Annotated in this window: 16 protein-coding genes; 9 read left to right on the top strand and 7 right to left on the bottom strand. The window is 35.3% G+C overall.

The features are described from left to right. The first annotated feature begins 174 nt into the window (after window positions 1–174). The 5 genes from ACTJIP_RS04565 to ACTJIP_RS04545 all read left to right on the top strand — a co-directional run bounded on the left by ACTJIP_RS04565 (window position 175) and on the right by ACTJIP_RS04545 (window position 8,587). Complete coding sequence (locus ACTJIP_RS04565) at window positions 175–2,568, top strand: TonB-dependent receptor (protein WP_077419137.1); 2,394 nt, start codon at window positions 175–177, stop codon at window positions 2,566–2,568. A gap of 18 nt (window positions 2,569–2,586) precedes the next feature. Next, complete coding sequence (locus ACTJIP_RS04560) at window positions 2,587–3,174, top strand: hypothetical protein (RefSeq protein ID WP_077419138.1); 588 nt, start codon at window positions 2,587–2,589, stop codon at window positions 3,172–3,174. A 138-nt stretch (window positions 3,175–3,312) separates the two neighbouring features. Beyond that, entirely contained in the window at window positions 3,313–4,647 is a 1,335-nt protein-coding gene (locus ACTJIP_RS04555; RefSeq protein WP_077419139.1) for a trigger factor, read from the top strand. Window positions 4,648–4,883: 236 nt separating this feature from the next. Next, complete coding sequence (locus tag ACTJIP_RS04550; RefSeq protein WP_077419140.1) at window positions 4,884–5,570, top strand: hypothetical protein; 687 nt, start codon at window positions 4,884–4,886, stop codon at window positions 5,568–5,570. A 152-nt stretch (window positions 5,571–5,722) separates the two neighbouring features. Then, window positions 5,723–8,587 carry a M16 family metallopeptidase gene (locus ACTJIP_RS04545; protein ID WP_077419141.1) on the top strand — a complete coding sequence of 955 codons (2,865 nt, stop codon included), beginning with the start codon at window positions 5,723–5,725 and terminating at the stop codon, window positions 8,585–8,587. Between the two features lie 76 nt (window positions 8,588–8,663). Here the strand turns inward: ACTJIP_RS04545 and ACTJIP_RS04540 are convergent, their stop codons facing one another. Beyond that, on the bottom strand, window positions 8,664–9,248 hold the full coding sequence (locus ACTJIP_RS04540; protein WP_077419142.1) for a DUF3109 family protein: 585 nt from the start codon (window positions 9,246–9,248) through the stop codon (window positions 8,664–8,666). Between the two features lie 6 nt (window positions 9,249–9,254). Next, entirely contained in the window at window positions 9,255–10,160 is a 906-nt protein-coding gene (locus ACTJIP_RS04535) for a DUF6427 family protein (protein ID WP_077419143.1), read from the bottom strand. Window positions 10,161–10,202: 42 nt separating this feature from the next. On the opposite strand from ACTJIP_RS04535, the gene ACTJIP_RS04530 reads away from it, so the two are divergent. Continuing rightward, the gene (locus tag ACTJIP_RS04530) at window positions 10,203–10,436 is read left to right on the top strand and encodes a DUF6341 family protein (protein ID WP_047386641.1); all 234 of its coding nucleotides are present in this window, start codon (window positions 10,203–10,205) and stop codon (window positions 10,434–10,436) included. An 83-nt stretch (window positions 10,437–10,519) separates the two neighbouring features. On the opposite strand, the gene ACTJIP_RS04525 is transcribed toward ACTJIP_RS04530, so the two are convergent. The 5 genes from ACTJIP_RS04525 to ACTJIP_RS04505 form a co-directional block, all read right to left on the bottom strand. Continuing rightward, entirely contained in the window at window positions 10,520–10,957 is a 438-nt protein-coding gene (locus ACTJIP_RS04525; RefSeq protein ID WP_047386643.1) for a universal stress protein, read from the bottom strand. Between the two features lie 59 nt (window positions 10,958–11,016). Next, the gene (locus tag ACTJIP_RS04520) at window positions 11,017–11,622 is read right to left on the bottom strand and encodes a fumarylacetoacetate hydrolase family protein (RefSeq protein ID WP_180564489.1); all 606 of its coding nucleotides are present in this window, start codon (window positions 11,620–11,622) and stop codon (window positions 11,017–11,019) included. Between the two features lie 90 nt (window positions 11,623–11,712). Then, window positions 11,713–12,111 carry a putative signal transducing protein gene (locus ACTJIP_RS04515; protein ID WP_077419145.1) on the bottom strand — a complete coding sequence of 133 codons (399 nt, stop codon included), beginning with the start codon at window positions 12,109–12,111 and terminating at the stop codon, window positions 11,713–11,715. Between the two features lie 2 nt (window positions 12,112–12,113). After that, entirely contained in the window at window positions 12,114–12,878 is a 765-nt protein-coding gene (locus ACTJIP_RS04510; protein ID WP_077419146.1) for a 3'-5' exonuclease, read from the bottom strand. Window positions 12,879–12,953: 75 nt separating this feature from the next. Then, window positions 12,954–13,667, bottom strand: coding sequence for a CDP-alcohol phosphatidyltransferase family protein (locus ACTJIP_RS04505; RefSeq protein WP_077419147.1), 714 nt, complete (start codon window positions 13,665–13,667; stop codon window positions 12,954–12,956). 89 nt (window positions 13,668–13,756) lie between these two features. On the opposite strand from ACTJIP_RS04505, the gene ACTJIP_RS04500 reads away from it, so the two are divergent. The 3 genes from ACTJIP_RS04500 to ACTJIP_RS04490 all read left to right on the top strand — a co-directional run bounded on the left by ACTJIP_RS04500 (window position 13,757) and on the right by ACTJIP_RS04490 (window position 17,475). Beyond that, window positions 13,757–15,685 carry an LTA synthase family protein gene (locus tag ACTJIP_RS04500; protein WP_077419148.1) on the top strand — a complete coding sequence of 643 codons (1,929 nt, stop codon included), beginning with the start codon at window positions 13,757–13,759 and terminating at the stop codon, window positions 15,683–15,685. 150 nt (window positions 15,686–15,835) lie between these two features. Beyond that, entirely contained in the window at window positions 15,836–16,255 is a 420-nt protein-coding gene (locus tag ACTJIP_RS04495; protein ID WP_077419149.1) for a DUF2147 domain-containing protein, read from the top strand. A 239-nt stretch (window positions 16,256–16,494) separates the two neighbouring features. After that, the gene (locus tag ACTJIP_RS04490; protein WP_047378880.1) at window positions 16,495–17,475 is read left to right on the top strand and encodes a pyruvate dehydrogenase complex E1 component subunit beta; all 981 of its coding nucleotides are present in this window, start codon (window positions 16,495–16,497) and stop codon (window positions 17,473–17,475) included. Window positions 17,476–17,525: the final 50 nt, after the last annotated feature.

Raw genomic sequence — 17,525 nt, 5'->3', positions numbered from 1 at the left:
TTGGAAAACAACTGATAGTTTGTAATTAATATTAAATAATGTCCAGTTACTAGCTTCTAATTTCTAACCTCTAACTTCTCATCATTAATACATTTTACAATTAAATTAACCCTTCCCACAAATTTTAACGAAAATGTACCCTATTGAAAAGGGTACGCAATCAATCTATTTACAATGAAATTGATATATTGCCTGCTGCTGATCTTTTGCGGATCAGTATTTATAAGTGCACAAAAAACCTATACTGTTGAAGGAACCGTTCAGGATTTTCATGATAAAACCATGTTGGAAAATGCTGTGATTAAAATCGGAAACCTTACAGCTAAAACAAACAAGAAAGGTCAATTTTCTTTTGACAAAATTCCTGCAGGAAAGTATACACTCATTGCACAACATCCTGATTGCAATGATTATACTGAAAATATAGGAGTTGATCAGAATGTTCAGCTGGTTATTACACTGGAACATCACGTCAAAGACATCGAAACTGTTACAGTTCACGGAAGTCACAAGAACAATGGAAGCATGGTTGTGAAAACTATTGATAAATCAATGATTTCAAGAAATGTTACCGAAAACCTAGGGAATTTATTAACCAATATTTCTGGTGTTAACGTTCTGAAAACGGGGAACAATATTGCAAAACCTATTATTCATGGGCTTTATGGAAGTAGAGTTTCCATTCTGAATGATGGAGTAAAACTTGCCGAACAGGAATGGGGAGTAGAACATGCTCCCAATGTAGATGTTAATAATTTTGAACATATTGATGTAATAAAAGGAGCATCTGCTTTGAAATATGGAAGTGGAGCCATAGGTGGAGTTGTTGTTTTACAGCCTCAGATCTTGCCTAAAAAAGATACCATCATGGGAAATGTTTCTCTTTCCGGGATTTCTAACGGAAGAGGGGCTGACCTTAATGTAAAACTTGCAAAAACCTGGGAAAATGGCTGGGCAATAAAAACTAATGGGAGCTATAAAAAACTGGGAGATCTTGAAGCGCCGGATTATGGCTTGATGAATACAGGGCTTGAAAGTTCCGGATTTAATTTTGGAGTTCAGAAGATGACATTTGAAAAAGGGTTCTCTTTTGATTATTATCTGACAAAAAGCACTGTTGGAATTCTTAGAAGCTCTCATGTTGGAAATTCAGAAGATCTGCGTAATGCTCTTACTGAATCAGAGCCAATTTACCAAAGAGATTTTAGTTATGATATTGATAATCCTAAACAGGAAATTGAACATCATATTGCCAAAGTATCAGCTTACAAAAGGTTTGAAAATTTCGGAAAAATAACGGCTACTTATAGTTTTCAGTACAATCATAGAAAAGAATATGATATCAGACGTACGGAACAGCTTAGTAAAAAACCGGCATTGGATCTTGAGCTTATAACCAATGATCTGAACGTGAATCACCTGATAGAAAGAGGAAAATGGAATCTTGAAACAGGAATTAATGCAGGATATCAAAACAACTATTCCAATACTCAGACGGAGGCAAGACGCCTTGTTCCAAACTATGACAGATATTATGCAGGAATTTATTCTGTACTAAAATATAAAATTACTCCTCAATTGGATTTTGAATTGGGAGGCCGATACGATTATGATCATTATGATGTAACAAAATGGTATGATCTGAGCGATTGGAATAAACAATATGCTGCAGATTATTCAGACTTTGTTGTAAGAATTAACCAAAACAGAATTCTTACAAAGCCATCTTTAAGTTATAATAATATTTCAGTGAACGGAGGAATTGTCTATCATCCATCTGAATATTTTGATTTGAAATTCAATTATGCAAGAGTTTCAAGGTCTCCAAATATTGCAGAACTTTTTGCAGACGGACTTCACCATTCAGCAGCCATTATTGAAAGAGGAGATATGAGAATGAAAAGTGAAACAGGACATCAGTTTAATTTAGTGGCAGATGTAAAAGCAAATGTCTTGAAAGGATTAAACATTTCGGTAAACCCTTACTTCTTTTATACTCAGAATTTTATCAATCAAATTCCTACAGGATATCAGAATACACAGTGGGGAGGAGCTTTTGTAGTGTATAACTATCAGCAGATCAATGCAAGAATGTATGGGTTAGATATTGATGCCCAGCTTAAAATTACAGATAATCTGACTTATAAAGGAAGCGGATCTTATGTTTATGGCCAGGATACAACTCACAATGTCCCGCTTATTCTCATGATGCCTCCGAATTTTAATAATTCACTGGAATTCAATAAAAAAGAATGGAAAGGTTTTTATTTTACAGTAAGTAATAATACTTATTTAAAGCAAACAAGATTTCCAACTTATAACGTTCCAATCAGATTATTTGATTCCGACGGAAATGCTTACAACCAGGAAGTAGATATTTCTACACCTCCAAACGGATATTCGCTTTGGAACATTCAGACAGGGGTAAATCTGTCTAAAAATTTCGGAATTGATTTTTCAGTTCGAAATGTATTCGATAAGTCTTACAGAGATTACCTGAACAGACTTCGTTTCTTTTCCAACGAAATGGGAAGAAACTTTATTTTAACTTTTAAATATCAATTTTAATTACTTAAAATCAAAAAAATGAAAAATATTTTTAAAAATACAACACTTGTCTTAGGACTTTTATTCTTAGCTGTTTCTTTAAGCTTAACTTCATGCAACAGAAGTGATGATGAAGCAGATGATCTTCCTCAGGAAGAACTTTCAGATGTTCTCTTAAAAGTTACAGATGTTGCTACAGGAACTCCCGTTGTATATGACTACCAGGTGAATAGTACAACCAATCCTAATGTTAAATTAATAAATGGCCATACTTATAATGTAGAAGTTATTTTTAAGAATGGTGACGAAGATGCTACTCAGGAAATTAAAGATGCAAAAGACGAACATTTCTTGGTATATAACTTTCCCAACTCTGATATCACTTTAACCCGTACAGACGATGCCAGCTCTACAAGAGGTGATGGTAGCCGTGTTGGATTAAAAACAAAATGGGTGGTAAATACTGCCGTAAAAAATACATCTGTACCTAGTCAGCTGGTTCTTACATTATTCCATGAGCCTGTAACCGTTTCTGAAGCTTCTGCTGTAAGTGGAAACGGAGTGATTTACGGAACTCATACAGGAGGTGAAACTGATGCACAAGCCAACTATAATATTATTAATTAATATACCTTTAATCTTGTTTGAACCACCGGAATTCTCCGGTGGTTTTTTATTTAACAATATTTGGCGTTATAAGTTGATTTTAAATGGGTGATTTTCATAAAAAATTCATATTTTTGCAACCTAAAATTTTAATCAATAATGAAGGTTACCGCACAAAACCATGATGACGTAAGTGCATTGCTTACAGTAACATTGGAAAAATCTGACTACAAAGAAAAAGTAGAGAAGCAGTTGATTAATTATGCTAAAAATGCGCAAGTTCCTGGATTCAGAAAAGGGAAAGTGCCTTTGAGTATGGTTAAAAAACAATATGAAGCAGGTATTGCATTCGAAGAAATCAACAGACAAGTTTCTGATGCTTTAAACAACTATGTTAATGAAAACAAATTAAGATTAGTTGGTCAGCCTGTTCCTCAGCCAGTAAACGAATTAGATTACAATGCTGATCAATTAGAAGTTGCTTTCGAAGTTGGATATGAGCCTGAATTCACTATAGATTTAGCTAAGTATGAAGCTCCTCACTACAAAGTAGAAGCTTCTGACAAAGAAATCAGCAAGAGTATTGAAAACATGCAGAAGCGTTTCGCTGAGCAGGTTCCTCAAGATAAAATCACTAAAGATTCTTACATTGCTTTAGAAGTTTCTCAGGTTGTGGAAGAAGATGCTGAAGGAGAGCACCACCACCACCCAAAAAACCTTACCATTACTGCTGAAAACAAAGAAGCTTTCAAATTGGTAAAAGGTTTGAAAATGGAAGGTTCTGTAAAAGTAACGAAAGAAACTCTTGCAGGTGACGAAGAATTAGCTAAAGAATTAGGATTCAGCAAAGAAGAAGTTGAGCACTTACACCACAATGAATTAGAAGTAAAAGTAAAAGACTTCTATACATTAAATTTAGCTGAGCTTAACCAGGACTTATTCGACAAAGTATACGGAGAAGGAAACATTAAGACTGAAGAGGAGCTTAAAGATAAAGTGAAAACTGAATTAGACGAGTACTTCCAGCAAAATGCTGATGTTCACTTTGTGAATAAAGTATTAGAGCAGGTAACTGATAAAGAAGAAGTAAAACTTCCTGAGACGTTCCTTGTGAAGTGGTTATTATTCTCTAACCAGAACATCCAGTCTGAAGCACAGGCTCAGGAAATTCTTGAAGCTGAGAAAAACCAATTGAGATATCAGATCATCGAAGGTAAATTGATGACTGAAAACGAAATCAACCTTGACTATGCTGATGTATTGGCTCAGGCTGAGCAGTTAGTTAAAAATCAATTGGCAATCTATGGAATTCACCACCTTGGTGATGAAGAAATCCAAAAATATGCTGTTGAAATGTTGAAAGACCAGGAGCAGGTAAGACAAATTTCTTCTGAAGTAGCTATGGCTAAATTGAAAGATGTAATTCTTGAAAAAGCGAGCAAAAAAGAAACTAAAATTTCTCACGACGAATTTTTAGAAGAACTTAAGAAATAATTATACTCAGATATAAATATTTGAAAACCGTCAATTTTTTTGACGGTTTTTTTGTTATAAATCTATGTATAGGAATTACACCAAATGTATCATGATTATTGGTGAGATGATCTTTCTTGTTTTTGTTTCATGTGTTCTTATTGATCATTCATCAACGCTCATGTATTATTTATTTCTGCTCCGGTATGTATGTCCGCCAATATTCCTATATTTACCCTTTAAACTTTATTATAAATATGAAAAAGATCATCATTCCATTTTTCTGTGCTGTACTTTTTTCAGTACCGGCAGCGGCTCAGAAGAAAGGGGCTGCATCTGCTAAAACAGAAGCTGTAAAATCCAAACTTACCTCTAAAGAAGTTGTTGACAATTATTTCAAAGCATTAGGAGGAAAAGATAAATTGGAAGCTATAAAATCTACCATTACTGATAACACGGTTTCTGTGCAGGGAATGGAAATTCAAATGACGACTAAAAAATTAGGAAATAAATTCAAGTCTGTACAATCGCTGATGGGGAAAGAAATGATTCAGCTTTTTGACGGTGAGAAAGGGTACTTTGATCAGATGGGAAATAAAACAGATATTCCTGCTGATAAGATTGCTGAGCTGAAAAAAGGAAAGCCAATTGATGCTTTAGCTTTTGATGCTTCTAATTTTCCAAATGTATCCACAGAAAAATTAGACGGAAAAGACTATAATGTATTGTCTTCAGATAAAGGAAAATTTTATTTCGATGCAGGAACAGGACTTTTGTATAAAACCAATGCAGGAGAAGGAAATGCTACCATCAAAAGCTATATGACCGTAGATGGAATACAGTTCCCTGCCGAAGTAGATGCTGAAGGTGGAGGTCAGAAAATGACAATTAAAACTACCAAAATTGTGATCAACTCCGGAGTTACGGATGCTGATTTTAAATAGAAAATTGCTTTTTAAGATATTAAAACCGGGTATTGCCCGGTTTTTTTAGTATATAAATAAATTTAACTCAAATTTAACTATAAAATAGAATCTATAATTTCCTCACATTGTGAATAAATGGTAGTTTTAAGCTGTAAATAAAATCAAATACCATGAAAAAAGTCTTATCTTCATTTGCGGTCATCTTTTTGATGTCGGCAAATGCCTTTGGACAGAATATTCCGGTGGATCCTTCTGTACGAATTGGTACCCTTTCCAACGGAATGAAGTACTACATCAAAAAAAACACCTTACCGGAAAAAAAAGTAGATTTCCGTTTGGCAATCAATGCCGGATCTATTCTTGAAGATGAAAATCAAAGGGGATTGGCTCACTTTATGGAGCACATGAACTTCAACGGAACCAAAAATTTTCCAGATAATAAATTAGTAGACTTTTTACAGTCCATCGGCGTAAAGTTTGGTCAGCATCTTAATGCTTATACCAGCTTTGACGAAACGGTTTATATGCTTCCTGTTCCATTGGATAAACCAGGAAATCTGGATGCCGGACTGAAAGTAATGGAGGACTGGGCTTTTAATGCAACCCTTTCTGATGAACAGATCAATAAAGAAAGAGGAGTGGTATTGGAAGAGCTGAGATTAGGTCTTGGAGCAGATAAAAGAATGATGGATAAATATCTTCCGAAGTTTTTATATAAATCTCAGTATGCAGAAAGACTTCCAATCGGTAAAAAAGAAGTATTGGAAAACTTCAAGCCTGATGTTATCCGAAAATTCCACCAGGATTGGTACAGACCGGATTTGATGGCAATTGTAGTAGTAGGAGATATCAACGTGGATGAAATTGAAAAAAAGATCAAGGATAATTTCAGTAAATATAAAAACCCTTCAAAACCGAGAGAAAGAAAATCTTTTGATCTTCCGAATCATAAAGAAACACTGGTAGCGATTGAAACAGATCCTGATGCTACCAATTCTATGGTACAGTTTATCATGAAAGATGCTGATGCCTACAAGCCGGATGTAACAGTAGAGCAGTACAATCAGAGTCTTGTGGAAAATCTTTCAACAACGATGCTGAACAACAGATTGAGAGAACTGATCAACTCTACAAATCCACCTTTTACTTTCGGATCAGTATATCATGGAGGAACCTATGCAAGAAGCAAGGAAGCTTTCCAGGGATTTGCCATGGTGAAAGAAGGAAACCAGCTGAATGCGTTAAAAGTTTTATTGGAAGAGGTTGAAAGAGCAAAAAGATTCGGATTTACACAGTCTGAACTTGACAGAGCGAAATCTCAGGTGCTTTCCAACCTTGAAAGATCTTATAATAACAAAGATAAAACAGAAAGTGACATGCTTGTAGATGAGTATGTAAGAAACTTCCTGGAGCAGGAACCAATGCCTGGAATTGCATGGGAATATGAAGATACCAAGTCTTTCCTGCCATCTGTTACCCTTGCGCAGACCAACGAAATCATCAAGAAAATGGTGAAAGATGACAGCAGGGTCATTGTCATCACAGGGCCTAAGAAAGATAATGTAGCTATGCCTACAGAAGCCATGGTTATGAATACATTCGAAGCTGTAAAAATGGCTGATCTAAAACCTTATGAAGAAAAGGCTACTATCAAAAATTTAGTAAAACCTTTCAAATCTGAAGGGAAAATTGCTAAAACAGAAACGGATGCCAAGTTGGGAACAACAACGTGGACATTAAGCAACGGTGCTAAAGTGACTTTCAAGAAAACTGACTTTAAAGATGACGAAATTGTATTTACTGCAAGAAGCTTAGGAGGAAGTTCTCTTATTCCGGATGTTGATTACAATAAGACACAGTTTGCATTCTCTGCATTAACAGAAGCAGGAGTGGGTGGATTCTCTAAAGCAGACCTTACTAATTATCTTGCAGGTAAACAGGTGAATGTAAATCCAATGGTAACCTCTCTTTTTGAAGGTGTTTCCGGAAGAACAAGCCAAAAAGATTTAGGAACGGCCCTGGAGCTTATGTATGCTTATTTTACAAGCTTAAATTACAATCCGGCTTCCTTCAATGCATATAAAGAAAAACAGTCTGCAATGCTGAATAACCTGTTGTCTAATCCTCAGGCTTATTTCTCTAATGAGCATGCAAAATTTATGAATCAGAAGAACCCTAGATTTATTGGGGTATTCCCAATGGAAAAAGACTGGGCGAATACAGACTATAAAAAAGCATACGATATTTATAAAGATAAATTTGCCAATGCCGGAAACTTCCAGTTCTATTTCGTAGGAAATATTGACGAAACGAAGTTTAAAAATGAAGTCCTTCAGTATATTGCAAGCCTGCCATCATCAGGAAAAGCTACAATGTTCAAAGATACCGGATACAGAACAATCACCGGAGATTATACAAAAGTGTATAAAAAAGGAAAAGATCCTAAGAGTATGGTATCTATCTCGTATAGTGGAGAAGCACCTTACAACGAAAAAGAAGCTTTAGCATTATCTGCTCTTGGAGAAGTCGCTACCATAAAAGTTATCGAGAAATTGAGAGAAGACGAAAGCGGTATCTACGGTGGAGGTGCAAGAGGAGGAATGAACAGAATTCCTTATGGTACTTACAGCTTTGGAATTAACTTTCCTTGTGGTCCGGAAAATGCAGATAAACTGACCAAGAGTGCTATTACTGAGCTTCAGAAGCTGATTGATAACGGCCCTGAGCAGAAAGATCTGGATAAGTATAAAGAAGGAGAATACAATGATAATAAAACAGAACTTAAAGACAATATGTTCTGGATGAATGCTATTGCTAAAAACCAATTAGACGGAAGTGATAAATATGACATCCTGAATTACCAGGAAAAAGTAAAGGCACTTACCGTAAAAGATCTTCAGGATGTTGCTAAAAAATACCTTACAAAAGGTAGAATTGTAGCGACTTTGATGCCGGAAGACGGTTGGGAAAAAGCTAAAAAAGATGAAACTAAAAAAGCAGAAGTAACTGCTGTAAAAGTAGGAGCAGCTAACTAGCCGTACTTTTTTACCTACAATAAGAAAACCGCAGAGAAATCTGCGGTTTTTGTTATTTCATTCAAATCCTGATTGGTTAAGAACCATATTCTTTTTTCCATTCTTCAGCGGCTTCACTTAGAACATTGTAGAACTCTTCTCCGTATTTTCTTGTCAATGGCGTCTTTAAAAACTTATAGACAGGAACCTGAAGTTCTTTTCCAAGTGTACACGCATCGCTGCATACATTCCATTCATGATAATTCAAAGCAGTGAATGCAGAATATTCTGTAACACGAATAGGGTACAGGTGGCAGGAAATTGGTTTCTGCCAGTCTACAGCACCATCTTCATAGGCTTTTTCAATACCACATTTGGTAATCCCTTTTTCGTCAAACGTTACATAAGCACATTCGCGGTCCTCCACCATAGGAGTAACATACATTCCGTCGTGCGGATCAGTAGTCCATGTTCCTTGTTCTTCAAGGGCTTTGATGCCTTCCTGAGTAAGATAAGGTTTTATTTTATCAAAAATACTGTCCAATATCTCAAGCTCGTCTTTATCTAACGGAGCCCCTACATCTCCTTCCACACAACATGCACCTTTACATTTCGTAAGGTTGCAAACAAATTCTTCGGAAAAAATTTCCTCAGAAATCAATTTATCGTCTATCTGAATCATAATTTTTTAAAATAAATCAAAAACTGTACCTGCTTTAAAGGTCAGTAAGCTAATAATAATAAGCCATACACTGGCTTCACGCATCCAGTACTTAGGTAAAAACCTCATCATTCTGCTTAAAATAATACTTGAAGGGAACGCCAGAAGCAGCAGATATTCATAGCTCTTATTCATATACAGGATGATGGAAACAAGCTGTGCCATCGAAAAGACCAACAGGAAAGTATATTTGTACCTGCTTATCGGGCTTTTCTTATTATAGTTTTTAAAATGGTCATATACCGCGTAAATAAGCATCAGAACCACAGGAATCAGTGGCAGAAGCTCCGTGTAATCCGTTACGGGTTTCATCTTTCCAAACGGAAAATAATCTATATTCCAGGAAGTGAACTGAAAAAAATACATCACAGAAAAATAACTGAAGGTAATCAGAACAGTTCCCAGCAGGAATCTGAATAGGTTCAAAGTGATTTTGGCAGAGGTAGCAATCACGTGAATGATCACAAAAACAGCCATCGGCCAGGTGGTAGGAAGGAAAATAAAATTCAATGCCACAATAGATCCTACCAATACATACGACTTCTTTCTGATATCTTCATCCGCACTTGTCAGAAGAAGGATAAGAAAGGAGTTTGTAAGCAGCGAAACAGCAATCCCAATATCCAGATTTCCGGGATATAGCCCGAAAATGAAAAAAGTATATAAGAATAATGGAAGATGAGTCTGATAATTAAGGGCAATACTGTGAAAACAAAAATATCCCAAAGCAATTCCCAGAAAAGTTATTCCGGCAACAATAGCTTCATAAGTGTTGAAATTCAGTATGTTAAATATTATGACTACTAAAAGAAGAAAACCAATATAAACAGGAATTGAAAAAATATTGCTTTCTTTTGAAAGTAATTTAAACATTTTTTATAAATTTGTACAAAGTTAATTTAAAAAAGGAAAATAATGACGTCTTTCTTTCTATTCTTAAGTAAAGTTTTCAAATGGACTTTCGGTTTCTTTGATACTTTCGGTAATGTTTTAAACTGGATTTTATTTGCAGTTTGCTGTGTATTATTTACTTATTGGTGCTATGTACTTGTAGTAACACTAGGTGGAGACAAAGACAAAGACTATTATTCTCCAACGGAAGGTAAGAATCCTTACTACGATCCGAATATCTACAAAAAAGAAGGTTAATTAATTGGTTATATAGTAAAAAACCGATCAAACAATAGGGTTTGATCGGTTTTTTTATTACTAACGATTAAAATTTCTTTTTCTTAGTCGTGAATTGGAAGTACCAATACAGGAATATTTGAACTTTTTGTGATTCCTTTGGTTAAACTTCCCACAAATACATCATAAATTCCGCTTCTGCCATGTGATCCCATCACAATATAATCTGCATTTTTTTCCTTTGCATGTTCCAGGATAATATCTTTGGCAAGCCCTTGTTTTAAAAGGTGCTCACAATCAATATCATGAGCGATGATTCTTTGCTCAATTTTATTAAGCTGTACCAGTTCTTCTCTGATTTCATTGGCTTCCACTTCCGGAAAATATTGAAATCCCATATCACCAATGGCAAAGCCGATATCTGATGGCGCTACATGGATAAGGTAAATTCTGCCGTTAAGCTGTTTTGCAAATTTTATGGCACCGTCTACCAATTGGTCTGTCTTGTCCCCAAAATCTACGGGTAATACAATATTTATCATAACCTCTAATTTTGTTACCTAAAGATAGGGAAAATTTGCCAAACTCTGATGTTAAATACTTATAATATTCGGATATCAAGGATTTTTTCCTCTTCGAGATAAGCCTCCAGAATATCATTTTCTTCTACCTTTCCAACTCCTTTTGGAGTTCCGGTGAAGATAAGGTCACCCACTCTTAATGTAAAATACTGAGAAACAAAAGCAATGATATCATCAAAATTGAACATCATATCTTTTGTGTTACCATCCTGTACCTTTTCTTTGTTCTTTAATAATGAAAACTGAAGATTATCAAGAGTAAAACTTTCTTTTTTAAAGAAACTGCTTACCACAGCAGAACCATCAAAACCTTTGGCAAGCTCCCACGGAAGTCCCTTTGATTTTAGCTCACTCTGAAGATCTCTGGCTGTGAAATCTATTCCCAGACCTATTTCTTCATAATGCTTGTTTGCTGTTTCTTTCTGAATATATTTTCCTCCCTTGGAAATTTTTAATACCACTTCAAGCTCGTAGTGAATATCATTTGAGAATTCTGGAATATAAAAATCATTTCCTTTCAGAACCGCTGTATCAGGCTTCATAAAGATAACAGGATTCTCAGGAATTTCGTTCCCTAATTCTTTTGCATGCTCACTATAGTTTCTTCCTATGCAGATAATTTTCATAACTCTTTTTATTTATTTTTTTGACTTCGCCATTGCAAGAAACGAAGTAATCTTTTATCAGATGGGGTAAAGTGTATTAATTCTTATTGATTAATGGGTGAATTCATTCCCGCAATAATAACATTTGAATTTATGACTCGTCAGAAAAGAAATTCCAAAGAAACTGGTTGCGCTGTCATCTCTGTAAATATGATTAGAACCACATTTTGGACATACAAAATCAAACTCAGGATCTTCAATAGTGTGTTCTACTTCCAGCGAATACTGTTCATTATCCTTATAATCCTGTAATGCTTGTTTGGCTTTTTCCAGATCTTCTTCAAATACCTGAAGCTGTATACCGCCTACGGCCTGCGACAGAAGCCAATCCGATTGGATTAGCTGTTCATTCGCAATGAAGCTGTTGATATCATTTTCAGCCAATATCTGCTTGTCCCTGTTAGCTTCAAGGGCAGTTTCATAAAATTTAAAACGAACGAGATCAGACATATTTAAAATCTGCTTGAGAGTTGAATTTTTGTAAAAACCTTCTTCGTATACAACGGAAAGTCAGCATTCTGAAGCCATCCGAAATATCCTAAATCTTTTTGAAATACAGCTTTCACACCCTGGCCTTTATATTTTCCAAAGTTGAAGACTTCTTCCATTTTTTCGTTATATCCGATAAATCCGGCAAGATCTGCATTCTTATTATGGAATGTAAACTCGCTTAGCGGTGCTATCTCATTCGGAATATCATCATATTTTCCTACTTGTGCATCCAGAACTTCAAAGGTTGCCATTACATCAGCTTCCGCAGAATGGGCATTTTCCAATGTTTTTCCACAGTAAAACTGGTAAGCAGCGCCTAAGTTTCTAGGTTCTTTTTTATGGAAAATAGTCTGTGCATCTACCAATCTGAATTTACTCAGATCAAAATCCATTCCTACTCGTAAAAGTTCTTCAGCCAAAAGCGGAACATCAAATCTGTTGGAGTTAAATCCTCCTAGATCACTTCCGGTAATCATTTCCATAATTTTAGAAGCAATGTCTCTGAAGGTAGGAGCATCCTTAACGTCTTCATCATAAATTCCGTGGATCTCACTGGTTTCTTTAGGAATAAGCATTTCCGGGTTGACGCGCCATGTTTTGCTTTCTCTGGAGGCATCAGGATTTACTTTTAAGATGCAGATTTCAACAATTCTGTCTTTTCCGATGTTGGTTCCTGTTGTTTCAAGGTCAAAAATGCAAAGTGGTTTATGGAGTTTTAAATTCATGTTGATCATTAATAATTTGAAAATGTGTTTTACTTAAAATCAGGCTGTAAAAACCTTATGTAAATTCTTTAATTTTTATTTTAACTGTCCCTGAAAAACAAGGGAGACTACTATATAATAAATAACGAGCATTGGGATTCCTACTACCTGGAATATCGCAAGAATGGCAATTCCTCCTACCAGTAATACTACTTTAGGATAGTTGTCTTTTAATTGTTTGGATTTGAATTTCATGGCCATCATCTTGATCGGGCTGATCAGAAGCCATGACGTAAGAAGAGTCAGTAAAATCAGCAACAGTTCATTATCGAACAAAAAGCTAAAAGTTCCGGTTTCTTTAAACGCATAGTAGAGACCAAACAGTAAAACAGTATTGGTAGGCGTATTCAATCCTTTGAAATAATAACGCTGCTCTTCATCAAGATTGAAGATGGCAAGTCTCAGGCATGAAAATACCGTAACAATCAATCCGAGATATTTGATTTCAAACGGAAAGTGAATGCCAAGAAGCTCAGCACCAAAGGGTTCAAGAGCTTTATACATCGTAAGTCCCGGAATTACTCCAAAGCTTACCATATCCGCAAGAGAATCCAGCTGAAGCCCCAGATTGGAATTTGATTTTAATGCTCTCGCTACAAAGCCGTCGAAAAAATCGAAAATCGAAGAGAGAATAAGGCAGATTGCTGTAGTCTGATAATCTCCTAAAATTAGATGTATTGCTCCTATGCAGCCTGCAAATAAGTTAGCCAGGGTTAAGGCATTGGCCAGATTATTCTTTATAAAATTCATAAACACAAAATTACAGTTTTTAAAAATTCTAACTCAAAATAATCTGCACTAAAAAATGCATTAAAGTGATTTTGATGTAAATTTGCTCCATGAAATTTTTAAAAGGATTGAGAAAACAGGAAGTTCTGGTATTGGTTTACAGGATTTTTTTAGCCTATGTTTTTTATCAGATTGCCAGACTTTTATTCTGGTATTTTAATAAAGATCTGATTAAAGTTGACTCTGTTTCAGAATATATAAAGCTGGCCTTCCATGGTACAGCTTTCGATACCACTGCTATTTTATACGTCAATGCATTATTTATACTCCTTAGTTTATTGCCTTTGGTGATCAATACAAAAAAGATTTTTCAGAAAATTCTTTTCTGGCTGTACTTTATCACCAACGGAATTGCGTATGCCATGAATTTCGGGGATTTTATTTACTATAAATTTTCACAGGCAAGACTTACTTCTGCAGTATTTCAGGTAGCTGAGCATGAATCCAATGTTTCCCAAACGATGATGATTTCCGTAGGAGAGCATCCTTTTGTATTGGTTTGGTTTATTGTTTTAATGGGATTGTGGGTTTTCCTTTACAAAAGAGTAAAAATAGAAGATAGTAAACCTGTGAAACTGCTTCCTTATTTTATTACGTCCATTATTACTTTGTGTATCACTGCTGTTTTGGTTGTAGGAGGAATCAGAGGAGATTTTAAACACAGTACCAGACCTATTAATATGGTGGATGCTACCCGTTTTGTAACGAATCCATTGCAGGGAAATATGGTGCTCAACAGTACATTCTCCTTTTTCAGGACTTTAAATACCAATAATTTTAAGGAAGTTCATTTCGTAGATCAAAAATATATTGAAGAAAATGTACAGCCTTATAAAGTATATGACAGAAAAGTTGAAAATCGTCCCAATATTGTTATTTTCATTGTAGAGTCTTTCGGGAGAGAATATTCCGGAGCTTTTAATAAAGATAAAAATATTAAAGATTACGTTTCTTACACTCCGTTTATAGATAGCCTTGCTGGCCAGAGTCTGATTTTTCCCAATACTTTTGCGAATGGAAGACAGTCGATTCACGGGATGAGCAGCGTGTTGGCCGGAATTCCGAGTCTTACTGACGCTTTTACCGGATCGCCTTATTCCAACCAGAAAATTCAGTCTATTGTGTCTGTTTGTAATGATCTGGGGTATGATACTTCTTTTTATCATGGAGCACCAAATGGTTCTATGGGATTCCTTGGATTTGGAAATATTTTAGGATTTAAACACTATTTCGGAAAAACAGAATACAATCATGATGAAGACTTCGACGGAATGTGGGCGATATGGGATGAGCCCTTCCTTCAGTATTTTGCTAAAAATGTCGGGAAGAAACAACCTTTCATGACTACGGTGTTCACTGCTTCATCACATCATCCTTTTAAAATACCTGAAAAATATAACGGTAAATTTAAAAAAGGGAAAATTGAAATACATGAGCCGATGCAGTATACGGATTATGCGATCAAACAATATTTTGAAACCGCAAAAAAACAGCCCTGGTATAACAATACGATCTTTGTTTTCACCGGAGATCATACCAATCAGGTGTATTATCCTGAATACGAAAGAGCGATGAACCGTTATGCAGTTCCATTGATTTTCTATTCTCCGAATCCTGAATATCAGTTAAAAGGAGTGAGCCAGGAAATAGCACAGCAGGCAGACATCTATCCTACATTGGCGGATCTTATAGGATACAACAAACCAATCAGAAGCTGGGGCAGAAGTTTGGTAAGTGATAAAAAATATCCTTTTATAATCGTAAATTCAGATGGAAGTACAGATCAGTTCATGATTGGAAACTATATTTATCGTTTTGACGGAAAAGAAATCATCGGAGTATATGCTCAATCTGATCTGAGCCTTGAAAAAAACCTTCTAAATGAGGTTAAAAACCCTGAAGTTGAAGCTGGAAAGAAAACGGCAAAAGCCTGGTATCAGGATTATATGGATAGGGTGATTAACAGAAAGCTCAATTAAAACAAAAAGTATAAGAGGTGAATCAGCTTTTTATTTTTATACACCTCTTTATGCTTTGTATAACAAAAGTTTTTGTTCGTTGAAAATTAATTTATATTTTTATCAATACGTAGATAAGAATATTGTATAAAAATTAAAACTATAAGAAATATGAAAAAATTATTGTTAACGTTCGCGCTTTCTTTGTTTAGTGTACTCACGTTTGCGCAGATAGAAGGTAAGTGGAGAACAATAGATGATGAAACTGGAAAACCAAAGTCTATTGTTGAGATTTTTAAAAAATCTGATGGGAAATACTATGGGAAAGTTGTTCAGTTGCTGATCACTCCAGAAAACCCTAATTGTGTTGAATGTAAAGATGACAGAAAAAACAAACCTATTTTAGGAATGGAAGTGATTAGAGGACTTTCAAAAGACGGGAATGAGTTCAATGGAGGGACCATTACCAATCCAAAGAATGGTAAAACATATAAGTGTTTTATCATCAGAAAAGGAGATAAACTGACTGTAAAAGGATATATTGGAATATCTCTTATTGGAAAAACCCAAACTTGGGAGAAAGCTAATTGATTTAAGTTTAAATAGAATTTTAGATGACATTTCAGAAATGAGATGTCATTTTTTGTATGCAAAAGAATTACTTGGAATTTCTTCATAGCTTTAGATAAACGGCAAATAACTGTATAATCACGAAGAAAAACCGTTTTAAATAAAATTAATATTAAAGTTTTCCATTCAAATGAGAAGCCTTTTTATGATGTGTATAATAAAAAAACACTATTTTTGTAGTCTAAATTTTTCGAATAAATATGGCAGAATATACTTTTCGTGAGGTAATTGCACAGGCAATGAGCGAGGAAATGCGTAAAGACGAATCCATCTTTTTAATGGGGGAGGAAGTTGCAGAATACAATGGTGCTTATAAAGCTTCAAAAGGAATGCTTGATGAGTTTGGTCCTAAAAGAGTAATTGATACTCCAATTGCAGAACTTGGTTTTACAGGAATTGCTGTGGGGGCTGCGATGAATGGTAACAGACCAATTGTAGAGTATATGACATTCAATTTCTCATTGGTAGGAATTGATCAGATTATCAATAATGCTGCAAAAATCCGTCAGATGAGTGGTGGGCAATGGAACTGTCCGATTGTTTTCCGTGGACCTACGGCTTCTGCAGGACAATTAGGAGCTACCCATTCTCAGGCTTTTGAAAACTGGTTTGCAAACATTCCCGGCCTTAAAGTAGTGGTTCCTTCAAATCCTTACGATGCGAAGGGGTTGTTAAAAACTGCAATTCAGGATAATGACCCGGTTATTTTCATGGAATCTGAGCAGATGTATGGAGATAAAATGGAAATTCCTGAAGAAGAATACTACTTACCATTAGGAAAAGCAGATATCAAGAGAGAAGGTACAGACGTTACTTTGGTTTCTTTCGGTAAAATCATGAAGCTGGCTTTACAGGCTGCTGAAGATATGGCTAAAGAAGGAATTTCTGTAGAGGTTATTGACCTTAGAACAGTTCGTCCTCTTGATTTTGATACTATTCTGGCATCAGTGAAGAAAACAAATAGATTGGTTATTTTAGAAGAAGCTTGGCCATTTGCTTCTATATCTTCTGAAATTACTTATATGGTACAGCAAAAAGCATTTGATTATTTAGATGCTCCTATCAAGAGAATTACTACTCCTGATGCACCTGCACCATACTCTGCAGCATTATTTGCAGAATGGTTCCCTAAGCTTGAAAAAGTAAAAGAGGAAATTAAAAAAGCGATGTACGTAAAATAGTTATAGAGAAAAACTTCCGAAAGGAAGTTTTTTCATTTATTATATTCATG

Origin of the sequence: Chryseobacterium sp. 22543 (assembly GCF_052044565.1) — a bacterium.
Classification (GTDB): Bacteria; Bacteroidota; Bacteroidia; order Flavobacteriales; family Weeksellaceae; genus Chryseobacterium.
This window is presented reverse-complemented; position numbering and strand designations above follow the sequence as displayed.

Bases quoted from the DNA above. Each gene is read 5' to 3' on its own strand.
- ACTJIP_RS04565 (WP_077419137.1), top strand. From the start codon at position 175: ATGAAATTGATATATTGCCTGCTGCTGATCTTTTGCGGATCAGTATTT.
- ACTJIP_RS04560 (WP_077419138.1), top strand. From the start codon at position 2,587: ATGAAAAATATTTTTAAAAATACAACACTTGTCTTAGGACTTTTATTC.
- ACTJIP_RS04555 (WP_077419139.1), top strand. From the start codon at position 3,313: ATGAAGGTTACCGCACAAAACCATGATGACGTAAGTGCATTGCTTACA.
- ACTJIP_RS04550 (WP_077419140.1), top strand. From the start codon at position 4,884: ATGAAAAAGATCATCATTCCATTTTTCTGTGCTGTACTTTTTTCAGTA.
- ACTJIP_RS04545 (WP_077419141.1), top strand. From the start codon at position 5,723: ATGAAAAAAGTCTTATCTTCATTTGCGGTCATCTTTTTGATGTCGGCA.
- ACTJIP_RS04540 (WP_077419142.1), bottom strand. From the start codon at position 9,248: ATGATTCAGATAGACGATAAATTGATTTCTGAGGAAATTTTTTCCGAA.
- ACTJIP_RS04535 (WP_077419143.1), bottom strand. From the start codon at position 10,160: ATGTTTAAATTACTTTCAAAAGAAAGCAATATTTTTTCAATTCCTGTT.
- ACTJIP_RS04530 (WP_047386641.1), top strand. From the start codon at position 10,203: ATGACGTCTTTCTTTCTATTCTTAAGTAAAGTTTTCAAATGGACTTTC.
- ACTJIP_RS04525 (WP_047386643.1), bottom strand. From the start codon at position 10,957: ATGATAAATATTGTATTACCCGTAGATTTTGGGGACAAGACAGACCAA.
- ACTJIP_RS04520 (WP_180564489.1), bottom strand. From the start codon at position 11,622: ATGAAAATTATCTGCATAGGAAGAAACTATAGTGAGCATGCAAAAGAA.
- ACTJIP_RS04515 (WP_077419145.1), bottom strand. From the start codon at position 12,111: ATGTCTGATCTCGTTCGTTTTAAATTTTATGAAACTGCCCTTGAAGCT.
- ACTJIP_RS04510 (WP_077419146.1), bottom strand. From the start codon at position 12,878: ATGAATTTAAAACTCCATAAACCACTTTGCATTTTTGACCTTGAAACA.
- ACTJIP_RS04505 (WP_077419147.1), bottom strand. From the start codon at position 13,667: ATGAATTTTATAAAGAATAATCTGGCCAATGCCTTAACCCTGGCTAAC.
- ACTJIP_RS04500 (WP_077419148.1), top strand. From the start codon at position 13,757: ATGAAATTTTTAAAAGGATTGAGAAAACAGGAAGTTCTGGTATTGGTT.
- ACTJIP_RS04495 (WP_077419149.1), top strand. From the start codon at position 15,836: ATGAAAAAATTATTGTTAACGTTCGCGCTTTCTTTGTTTAGTGTACTC.
- ACTJIP_RS04490 (WP_047378880.1), top strand. From the start codon at position 16,495: ATGGCAGAATATACTTTTCGTGAGGTAATTGCACAGGCAATGAGCGAG.